Genomic DNA, 10,546 nt, shown 5'->3' with positions numbered 1-10,546 from the left:
TATTTTTAAATTATTTTGAGAATCTAAAAACTCCGTTTATCTGCAGTTTTAGATGATGCACCCCATATCTAAATCTATTATAATTTTTTTACTATCTAATCAGTAGTAGTCTAATTCTCCGCTTGTGTAAAGTTCCTGTAATTGTGAAGAATGTAATAGCTCAAAGTTCCGGTAAGGATCTTCAAAATAGGGAAACAGCATTCCTGTCAATGTATAGATATATGCGGGAATCGCACCGTATTCTTTGCTCATTATAAAGAAATATAGAGGAAATCCACAGCCCTGGTTTATTATTGGATTCTCACTACGGGATGTTCCATGCCACACCATTGGAATTCGGCCCTCCTGGTCGTGCCTTTCTGCTTTTCTGTATATATAGTCCATTGCTTTATCATAGCTTCGGAATACTCTTCCATCTGTTTTAAATTTGTATCTACCGTCCGGAACGCCAAATAACGCTATTTTAATAGAATCTAAATAGTTAACATTATCTGCAGCCCCTGTTCCCTGAGTATCAATAAATGCTAACTCCATTATGTATACATCTCCTTCCATGTAACTGCTGTAGTCGGAACTTCCTGCAAAGTGACAGACAAGAATGCATTTAGATCCGCGTTTTTCTGCATATTGTGCTAAAAGTTCAGAGTGTGGATGTCCTGGGTACATATCAGGATTAGCGAACTTAACAAATCCTAATCTTCCTAAAGGTTCGATAGGCCCGGCTAAAGTTATTGAAAATGAATAAGCACCAATTAACAGAATAATTACCAATAAAACTGATGTCCACTTCATTTACATATCTCCAGAATGAATAACTGTTGTGATATTATTGTATTTATAATACTCTATCTCCTATTTTCTACCTTTATTGCATAACTTAAACTGTCCTATATTATCCACCCTTATTGTTTCAATCTTACTTTTGGCTTTTTTAAATCCCTAAACAACTTCATTCTTCATTATTTCCCGCAAAACAGCCGTAGCATAACAGCCCTTCGGAATTGAAAACTCCACTAAAACGCCTTCATCAGTGGCTTTAGCTGACGCGTCCCAAATTTTAAACCTCATAGCACGTCTTAATCCATGGCTTCCAAGTTTGGGCATTTTAGGGACTTCAAAATCTTCCAATTTAACTCCCTCATCATCTAAAATTTTCTGCTCCATTTCCCCCAATTCCCCACCAGCAAGTGGGACCTTACTTCCAAAAAGAGGTGCTGTAGGGTGAACTTCGAAGTTTTTAATTCTTTCATCGATTTCATCGCCGAATTCATGGACTAAATGCTCATCATTATCAACAATTATGTCCCCTTCAATGTATTTATCAATTCCAAGCTTTGCTCTTTCACTTACAGCTTTATTAAAGAGATATGATTGATATGCATGGACAAACATTCGCTTTAATGGTTTTGGAAGACTTCCGATTACGCGCTTATACGAATTATCATCTAAAGAATCGATATCATATGTTTTTTTCTTTTTCATTTCCTGTAATAAAGTTTTAAGCATCATCTTTTCATATCTCATGCCCCTGGGCATTGCCTCGAGTGCTTCTTCCAGTTTTCCATCATCATACAACTGTCTTAGTTCTTTTATATGCTCCGGCTCTTCAGGATAGGGATTTCCAATATAAGCATCGATAACCCTCTTTAAATCATTTTCAAGCAGTATCTTGCCCACTATATGTGTATTTGACCTCTTCTTTCCGAATCTCTGCCAGCCATAGTAGTTTGGAACTCCTCTCATTGTTAATTCTGCCAGAACTTCGTTTGCAGTTTTAGCGTCGGCTTCAGGATTTTCTGTATCTCTTATCAGCAGTCTGAATTTATTCCCGATAAGCTGCCCAATTCTTAATTTCTTTTCATTCTGCATTATCTTAAGAATTTTTACTTTGTACAGCTTATCTTCTAATTTCTCTATTTCCTCAACTTCTGAATTTGCCACACAGAGCCACTGCCTTGTAACAGCCCTTTTATCCTTCATTCCTGCAAAACCCATTCTTTTCCGGTTTATGTGCAGCTCCTGTGCAATATCCAGAACAACATCAAGGGTATCCCTACCTATTTTTTCAATGAAAAACCATGTATTTGGGCCGCTACCACTTGGTTCTGACTCCGGTATTTCTTCTACGTAAAAATCTTCATATTTAGCCCTTATTTGTCCGCCAATTCCCTTTTGATTTGTGATATAAGTTTCTGCATTGAGCATGACATTTTTCTCCTATAATGAATAAGTTTAAAAAAAGTTTTTTTATTTAATATGTGTTTCTACTATTATAAAATAAAAATTAAAAAATGAAATTCAATACCATCAATTTAATTTCACCGACGATCCACTAAACGTTTGGGTCTGCCCCTAACCTTATAGAATTCAAGCCCTCCTGGTCCAGTAAAATTAAAGCTCAGGTTAAAACTCCCATCTTCATGTGCTTGCTGTAGGGCAGGTTTGAATTGAAGGAAACTTTTGACAAAATTATCTTCAATCAGACCTTTATTGCAGTTTTCAGGGTCTTCGCATTCCATACTCACCCTCAAAGTTGTTTCCATCTCATCCCCATAGAGAAAGGCCTCATATTCTCCAGTTAAATAATCCATATTATCTCTCTGGAAAACTCCTCGTTCTATATCTACCCTGTTAAAAGGTGATCCTGCAACCCAAACAGTTTCTGCCTCACGCTGGGGGTTCATTATTCTCATATGGGTTCTGCCGCATGGACATTTTTCCCTGCTTACCACAACAGTAGTATCCTCAGTGTCATAATTTAGAAGAAGCGTTCCTGTCTTTTCACCCTCTGGAATAAGGGTCGTAAGCACTATTCTACCACATTCACCTTCATCTACAAAATCTTTAAGCTGTGGGTTGTAAACATCGAGGTGTACGAGGTCTTCAGGCACGTGAAGGCCTACTTTTTTGTGGCATTCCCCGCACATTGTTCCTTCAGTGCTTCCGTAGGTGTTGTAAACAGGTACCCCCCATATTTCTTCTAAATATGCTCTTGATTCTTCTGCAAAGCTTTCACCACCTGCAATTAGCCGTTTGATGCTGGATTCTTCAGGTTTGATCCCTTCAGCCTCCATACGCTTTGCAAGGCGTAAAAATTTGAATATGCTTCCCACAATACCTGTGGGCTGGTAACTTTTAATTATTCTGACTGGAAATGTGCATTTACCCTCAGGAATTATGGTCATCCCAATTTTTTGGGCTGCAAGGGTCATTGTATTAGCACCGACGTTCATTCCATAGGATGCGCAGACAACTACTCGATCTCCTTCCCCAAATCCTTGAGATGTGAATGATCTTGCATATTTATCTGCATATCTGTTCCAGTCATCCCATGTAAGAAAAAAAGCTTTAGGAGTGCCGCTTGTTCCACTTGTTTCGTGGATTGTGAATATTTCGCTGCCTTTACATCTGAATTCGAATTCTTCTGTTTCAGGGGGTTGTCTTTCGCGAACTGTTTTACCGGTTATAATTGGTAGTTCCCTTAAATCTTCGTGGGATTTAATGTCAGAAATGCTAATATTTTTTTCTTTAAACCATTTTCTATAAAATGGCGAGTTTTGAAATGCATAATTAACCGTATATTTTATACGTGCATCTATAAGTGCGTCGAGGTCATCTCGAGGCATTGTTTCTATTTCTGGGTTGAAATAGGTTTTCATTAAAATCACATTCCTGTTTTTTATTATTCATTTTATGTTTAAAATCATTAATTAATTTAAAGGACGATATACAAAATAGAATTGATAAGAAATTAAATACTTAATTGATGTTTTTAACTGTGATAAAATGGAAAATCATGAAAAATACACCGCATACTGTGGTTTATACTGTTTAGATTGTATTCCGAGCGATTAAAAGCTCTTTAAATTAATATATGAACTTAAAAGTTTACTTGAAGATGTTAATTTTGATAAATATGCTGAATTAAAGTCAAAGAGCAATGAAATATTCAATAACTATCCTAAATTTATAGAAGTCCTTCATGAAATGAAAAAATTAGAATGCACCGCAGTATGTACAGAAGGCGGCTGTAAAGAGAATTGCAAAATAAGAGAATGTGTAAAAGAAAAGCAATATGAATGCTGCGGGGAATGTGATGACTCTAAGGATTGTGAATTACTTGATCATCTCAAGGGAATCCACCCAATAGAACATAATTTAAAGATGATAAGGAAGTATGGAGTAAATCATTGGGCAGATAAAAGAAAAACGCATTATAATTGGATTTAATTTTAAATAAATCAATTAATTTATCTAATTTATTTCAAAAGTTTTAAATAATAGATGTTGTAATACTGAAAGAATTAGGAAAATTTTCATAATTAACCGGAATCATTTATCAAAATATTTCCGTCGAAAATTTTATATATTCCTTTGATATACTGATAAAAGGTTTAAAATATTGTATGGGCCACATGACCATCAATGTAACATTTTTAGTTAATAATATGCTTTATTCACTATTATTTACCTAAAAAAAATTATATCTATCATTATATTTAAAAATACGATGAATAAAACCTATAATCATCGAAGGCCATGATCGTATGCAACGAATTCATAGGTTGAGTAGAAGAGAATTAAAGACCATTATGCATCACTCCGGGAATGTACTTATGCTTCTTGGAGCAGCGATGTTAGTTCCACTTATTGTTGCAATTATATATAATGAACCGCGTTATTTTGTTCCATTTTTAGTTTCAGCCACTTTAAGCGCTGCAATTGGTTTTTCCCTTGTTAAATTATTCAAAGTTGAAATGAAGATGACGCTTAAAAGCGCGATGGTTTTTTCAACCATTATATGGCTCATTGCATGTGCTCTTGGTGCTTTGCCATATTTCATTTCTGGAGAATTATCTTATCTTGATGCTTATTTTGAAGCCATGTCTGGATTTACAACAACTGGATTCAGCATGTATGCCAATTTAGATGCTGTTTCTTATACAATACACTTCTGGAGAGGTTTCACACAGTGGATTGGAGGTTTAGGGATTATATTCCTTCTGCTCGCCGTTTTAAGGTCTACAGGTGTTGATGTAATGCGTCTTTACCTTGCCGAAGGCAGAGAAGAAAAATTAATGCCCAGTATAAAACATTCCACAAGAATTATTGTTTATATATACCTGTTCTTTACTGCAATAGCAATATCTCTCTTTTTACTATCAGGTATGCCTGTTTTTGATTCTATATTCCATGCATTCACTGCTCTATCTACAGGAGGGTTTGGAATGCACAATACAAGCCTACTATTCTATAACAGCGTCTGGATAGAAATAGCAGCCATGATTGTAATGATGATCGGTGCTACGAACTTTGCATTGCACTATACACTCCTTAAAGGAAAATGGAAAGAGTATTTCAAAGATATAGAAACAAAAGTGGCTTATACTCTAATTATTCTTTCTACAATCCTGGTAACATTTGTACTTTACAACAATCAAGTATATGGAAATGATTTACTTCTTAACTTTAGATATGCTTTTTTCCAGATGGTTTCTGCTATCACTACTACAGGTCTTCAAACAGCATTTTATCCTAATTTACTGGCTAAATGGATTGGTCTTGGTACTTTTCTCCTTACAATAATTATGATAATCGGTGCTGGTTCGCTTTCTACTGGTGGGGGTATTAAATGGCTCAGATTTGGAATGCTCATAAAAGGAATGTTATGGCAGGTTAAATCATTCATATTACCTGGTAGTGCCGTAATGCCCAAAAAAATCCATCACGTGACAGAATTACCGGTTGGAGATGATGTTTTAAGGATAACCGGTGCTTTCGTATTCACTTATTTCGTAGTATACATCACAAGCGTAGTTATAGTTTTAATATATTACAATGACATATCTCGAGTCATATTTGAAGTGGCATCAGCTTTAAGCAATGTAGGGCTTTCAAGTGGAATTATGACTCCCAATTCTCCCGTATTAGTAAAACTTGTTTTTATCGTGGATTTCTGGATGGGTAGACTCGAAATATGGCCAGTATTACTTCTTACAGTAATTACAATTAACAACATTATTAGAAAATAAAAACCTTAAATCTTAGATTTCTTAAATATTTTTTCTTATATTCTTACAAACCAAGAAATTTTTAAGTAGTTAATTAACTAAAAACTATGATATCAATTCTATTAATAAAACAAGCGTGATCTGATTTCAGAGGATACCATGCAACTTAAATATAAATTAAATGATAGACCAGGGAAGACTGAAATGCTTCTTTTTGGTTTACAGTGGCTTGCAGTGACCATTCCTTCCCTAATAATCATTGGAGATATACTGGGAGTATTTGAGAACGGCGGAATTCCATATTTACAGAAGATTTTTTTACTGGTAGGATTTTTACTTCTCGTACAGGTTCTTTGGGGCCATAGACTTCCCCTGGTTATGGGACCTGCCGCAGTACTCTTAATCGGTGTTTTAACAAGTTCAGATCGGGGCATTGGAGCAGTTAACTCATCAATATTAATAGGAGGGTTAATATTAACTCTTTTGGCCATAGGTGACTATATTAAATATTTGGAAAGACTTTTTACATCCAGAGTAATCATGGTTGTTCTTCTTTTAATCGCTTTCACCCTGACACCCACCATAATCAATCTTATAATCTCAACAGGCAATGTACCGGCGAACTACAACTTTATATTTGTTATTGTATTCATTTTAACTATTTTCACCACTCATGCATTAACTAAAGGCATTTTAAGATCATTAGTTCCTTTAATAGCTCTCTTCATGGGCAGTCTTGCTTATTCAGTGATATTTAACATTTCAAACATCCATAATCTAAATGCAGCGCTTTTAGCATTTCCTTCTGATTTTATAGGACATCTAGCGGTTCCGGACATTGGTATCATTATAGCATTCCTTATTAGCTTCCTGGCTCTTGCAATAAACGATATCAGCTCAATGGAATCTGTCGGGTTCATGCTTAATGTGGATAAATTACAGGAGAGAGTTAAAAAAGGTATTGCAATTACGGGAGCTGGGAATTTCCTTGCAGGACTTTTGGGGATTATAGGGCCTGTAAACTACTCTTTAAGCCCCGGTATAATTATGGCCACCCAGAATGCTTCAAGATTTACGCTTATTCCTGCAGCTGTGGGTCTTTTGATTCTTGCCTTTTCACCCATAGCCCTAAATGTTCTGGCAGGGATTCCCTCACCGGTGATTGGTGTTATTTTCCTATATTTAATGGTTGCCCAAATTGGGGCTGCAATGCTTCTTGCTGTAGAAAATAAGACCCTTAAAACCATTGACGATGGTATTATTGTTGGATTACCTGTTCTTTTAGGCATAGTAATCGCTTTTATGCCTCAATCTGTAACAGCCCAATTACCGCTGGTTATCAAGCCGATTGTTGCTAATGGTTTTGTAATGGGGGCCTTAGCCGTTCTTTTATTTGAACACATTCTTTATCCTCGAAATTCGGCCTGAAAATTAGTTTTATTTCATTAATACATCCAGTATTTCTTTTTTATCCTCCAAATTTTTAAAAACAAAATCAGCCCCGTAATCTTTAAGTTCTTTGACTGAATAGGTCCCTGTAGCAACTCCGATTGTTTTAGCATTTGCTTCAAATCCGGCTTTTATATCCCTGGGTGTATCTCCAATTACAAAAGTAGTTCCTTTAAAATTAAAGTTATCTGCTGCTTTTTTTATTGCTGTTTTCACTAATTCTGTTCTGTTTATATTATCGCTTCCGAATCCGCCTAATTTAAAATAATGATCTATATTTATTGATTTTAATTTTCCCCATGCTATGGGCTCTAAATTCCCTGTAACCAGACCCATAAGAGTTCCATTGTTCATCAGCAATTCCAATAAATCATTGACACCCGGTAAAATAGGGATTTTATCTCTTTTTACATTCCTTATGAAGTAATCAACAATTACATCCATACATTCATCCAGCTTCGGTAGTATAAATCTTTCATTTAGCCCTATTTTCTTTAAAACTTCGATTGCTATTGCTGGATCTGTCATTCCACCATAATTAATGATTCTAATATCCACATCGACATTGTAGACCTTTTTAAATGCATATGAAAATGCATCATGGTGACACTGGGATCTACCAATTAATGTTCTATCTATGTCAAATAAGACTAATCTATCCATATAACTCATTTTTCAATTTTAACTCTTTGATAATAGTTCTTCTGCTGCATCTCCAGCTAATTTAATAACTTCCGCTTCATTAAGCACTTTTAACTCTTTATCCTGCATTAATATTTCACCATTACAGATTACTGTATCAACATCGCTTCCGTTAGCTGCATATACAAGATGTGACATTGGATGTCTGAACGGAGTTAAATGAGGAGTATTCATATCCAAAAGTACTAAATCTGCCTTTTTTCCAACTTCAATGGTTCCTATTTCATTTTGAAGGCCTAAAGCCCTTGCACCACCTATTGTGGCCATTTCAAAGACTTTTTCGGATGGAAGAACTGTAGAATCCATATTATTTACTTTTTGAAGCAGTGCTGCTATTTTCATTTCCTCAACCATGTCCAAATTATTATTCGATGCTGCACCATCAGTTCCTAAAGACATATTTACCCCTGCATCGATTAGTTTAGAAACAGGAGATATTCCTGAAGCTAATTTCATGTTACTTGCAGGATTATGGGATAAACTTACCTGGTTTTCCTTTATTATTTCTATTTCTTCATCTGAAAGCCATACTGCGTGTGCTGCTATCACATCTTCTCCTAAAAATCCTATTTCGTTAAGATATTCAAAAGGTCTTGCTCCATGGGCTTCAGTGACCTGTTGAACCTCAAATTCAGTTTCACCGACATGGATATGAATTTTGAGGCCCAGTTTACCTGCCTTTTCTTTTACTCCCTTTAAAAGTTCTTCTGAACAGGTATATGGTGCATGTGGTCCAAATGCAACTTTTATTCTGCCATCTGCAGTGTCATGGCACTTCTCTATTATCCTCTTTGTTTCCTTAAACTCTGCCTTTCTTTTCTCTTCATCCCCAAGATCGAGCATTCCATGACAGATCATTCCTCTTAAGCCCGCTTCATCGACTGCTTTGGCCACATCATCCATAAAAAAGTACATATCGTTAAATGTGGTGGTTCCAGATTTTATCATCTCAATGCATGCAAGCAGAGCACCTGCGTAGCAGTATTCGCCCGTTAAATTGGCTTCCACCGGCCAGATATGATCATTAAGCCATGTATCCAGAGGCAAATCATCTGCTAATCCCCTTAAAAGTGACATTGATAAATGAGTATGTGTATTTACAATTCCAGGCATGAGAACTTTCTTTTCACCGTTTATAATTATATCGGCATCTTTTTTGTCTGTTTTTTCGTTTATATCTATGATTTTATCGTTTTCAACCAGTACTGAACCTTTTTTTATTTTATCTCCAAGAAGAGTGATATTATTTATTAAAATGCTTTTTGTTTCCATTGAACCACCATTATATAATTAAAAGATGTAATTAAGTATATTGTATAAATTTAAGATATTTAAGATACATGCGTTACTTTTAAAATTTAATATAAACAAATAAATCAATTCATCTAAAACCCAACAGAAGTACATAAATACCTAACCATTTCTATTAATAATATTAATTTCATCAAAATAATATCAATTTGAATTATTACTTTGATATGTATAATTAGGAGGATTTAAATGCAGCTTAAAATAGCTCTTCCATCGAAAGGGAGGATAAGCGACCCTGCAGTAAAGCTTTTAGAAAAAGCAGGGATTGGAATTAAAGATATGTCTAACAGAAAGCTCTTTTCAGAGACTTATGATGAAGAAATAAGTGTAATGTTTACAAGGGCTGCTGATATTCCTGAATTTGTTGCAGATGGTGCAGCAGATCTGGGAATGACTGGTCTGGACTTAATTGAAGAAAAGGATGCTGATGTTGAAATCCTTGAAGATCTGAACTTCGGCACAGCCAAACTGGTACTCGCAGTGCCTGAAGATTCCAGAATATATAATATTCTGGATATAGACCATGGCGCTATTGTAGCTACAGAATTTCCGCATTTAACACAAAAATATTTCAAAAATAAGGGATTAGATGTTAAAATAGTTGAATTGAGTGGGTCAACTGAAATTGCACCATTTATCGGTGTTGCAGATATAATAACCGATCTTACAAGTACCGGCACCACATTAAAAATGAATCATCTTAAAATTATAGATACCATTCTAGAAAGTTCAATAAAGCTAATTGCAAATAAAGATAGTTTTAAAGAAAAAAACGAGAAAATCGAAGCTGTAAGAACTGGCATAAAAGGAGTTCTTGATGCAGAAGGTAAAAAGCTTGTAATGATGAATGTTGACAAGGTATCTCTGGAAGATGTTAAAAAAGCGATGCCCGGACTTACAGGACCTACTGTCTCTCAGGTCTTATCAAATGAAGAAATTGTGGCAGTTCACGCAGTTGTAGATGAACATGAAGTATTTAATACTGTAAATAAACTTAAAAAAGTAGGTGCAAAAGATATACTGGTTGTCCCAATTGAAAGGATAATCTAAAATAATTCTAATACTTTAAAGTA

General features: G+C 35.2%; 9 protein-coding genes. 4 read left to right on the top strand and 5 right to left on the bottom strand.

Annotated elements, in window-relative coordinates:
• Positions 1 to 99: 99 nt before the first annotated feature.
• The 3 genes from QMD61_05815 to ftsA form a co-directional block, all read right to left on the bottom strand.
• The gene (locus QMD61_05815) at positions 100 to 792 is read right to left on the bottom strand and encodes a hypothetical protein (GenBank protein MDI6724146.1); all 693 of its coding nucleotides are present in this window, start codon (positions 790 to 792) and stop codon (positions 100 to 102) included.
• A gap of 147 nt (positions 793 to 939) precedes the next feature.
• Entirely contained in the window at positions 940 to 2,205 is a 1,266-nt protein-coding gene (gene truD / locus QMD61_05810) for a tRNA pseudouridine(13) synthase TruD (GenBank protein MDI6724145.1), read from the bottom strand.
• A gap of 113 nt (positions 2,206 to 2,318) precedes the next feature.
• Entirely contained in the window at positions 2,319 to 3,659 is a 1,341-nt protein-coding gene (gene ftsA, locus QMD61_05805) for a coenzyme F390 synthetase (GenBank protein ID MDI6724144.1), read from the bottom strand.
• 286 nt (positions 3,660 to 3,945) lie between these two features.
• Between ftsA and QMD61_05800 the strand changes: the two genes are divergently transcribed.
• From QMD61_05800 to QMD61_05790, 3 genes are all read left to right on the top strand, one after another.
• Entirely contained in the window at positions 3,946 to 4,230 is a 285-nt protein-coding gene (locus QMD61_05800) for a DUF3795 domain-containing protein (protein ID MDI6724143.1), read from the top strand.
• A gap of 317 nt (positions 4,231 to 4,547) precedes the next feature.
• On the top strand, positions 4,548 to 6,032 hold the full coding sequence (locus tag QMD61_05795) for a TrkH family potassium uptake protein (protein ID MDI6724142.1): 1,485 nt from the start codon (positions 4,548 to 4,550) through the stop codon (positions 6,030 to 6,032).
• Between the two features lie 138 nt (positions 6,033 to 6,170).
• Complete coding sequence (locus QMD61_05790; GenBank protein ID MDI6724141.1) at positions 6,171 to 7,439, top strand: purine/pyrimidine permease; 1,269 nt, start codon at positions 6,171 to 6,173, stop codon at positions 7,437 to 7,439.
• 9 nt (positions 7,440 to 7,448) lie between these two features.
• Here QMD61_05790 and QMD61_05785 read toward each other — a convergent pair whose 3' ends face one another.
• Both QMD61_05785 and QMD61_05780 read right to left on the bottom strand, forming a co-directional pair.
• Positions 7,449 to 8,123 (bottom strand): HAD family hydrolase, encoded by a 675-nt coding sequence (locus tag QMD61_05785; protein ID MDI6724140.1) that lies wholly within the window; start codon positions 8,121 to 8,123, stop codon positions 7,449 to 7,451.
• A gap of 18 nt (positions 8,124 to 8,141) precedes the next feature.
• Positions 8,142 to 9,434: an amidohydrolase family protein gene (locus QMD61_05780; GenBank protein MDI6724139.1), complete on the bottom strand. Its 1,293-nt coding sequence runs from the start codon at positions 9,432 to 9,434 to the stop codon at positions 8,142 to 8,144.
• Positions 9,435 to 9,662: 228 nt separating this feature from the next.
• On the opposite strand from QMD61_05780, the gene hisG reads away from it, so the two are divergent.
• Positions 9,663 to 10,523: an ATP phosphoribosyltransferase gene (gene hisG / locus QMD61_05775; GenBank protein ID MDI6724138.1), complete on the top strand. Its 861-nt coding sequence runs from the start codon at positions 9,663 to 9,665 to the stop codon at positions 10,521 to 10,523.
• Positions 10,524 to 10,546 lie beyond the last annotated feature (23 nt).

Origin of the sequence: Methanobacterium sp. (genome assembly GCA_030017655.1) — an archaeon.
Classification (GTDB): Archaea; Methanobacteriota; Methanobacteria; order Methanobacteriales; family Methanobacteriaceae; genus Methanobacterium_D.
This window is presented reverse-complemented; position numbering and strand designations above follow the sequence as displayed.

Bases quoted from the DNA above. Each gene is read 5' to 3' on its own strand.
- QMD61_05785 (MDI6724140.1), bottom strand. From the start codon at position 8,123: ATGGATAGATTAGTCTTATTTGACATAGATAGAACATTAATTGGTAGA.
- QMD61_05780 (MDI6724139.1), bottom strand. From the start codon at position 9,434: ATGGAAACAAAAAGCATTTTAATAAATAATATCACTCTTCTTGGAGAT.
- truD (MDI6724145.1), bottom strand. From the start codon at position 2,205: ATGCTCAATGCAGAAACTTATATCACAAATCAAAAGGGAATTGGCGGA.
- QMD61_05815 (MDI6724146.1), bottom strand. From the start codon at position 792: ATGAAGTGGACATCAGTTTTATTGGTAATTATTCTGTTAATTGGTGCT.
- QMD61_05790 (MDI6724141.1), top strand. From the start codon at position 6,171: ATGCAACTTAAATATAAATTAAATGATAGACCAGGGAAGACTGAAATG.
- ftsA (MDI6724144.1), bottom strand. From the start codon at position 3,659: ATGAAAACCTATTTCAACCCAGAAATAGAAACAATGCCTCGAGATGAC.
- hisG (MDI6724138.1), top strand. From the start codon at position 9,663: ATGCAGCTTAAAATAGCTCTTCCATCGAAAGGGAGGATAAGCGACCCT.
- QMD61_05795 (MDI6724142.1), top strand. From the start codon at position 4,548: ATGCAACGAATTCATAGGTTGAGTAGAAGAGAATTAAAGACCATTATG.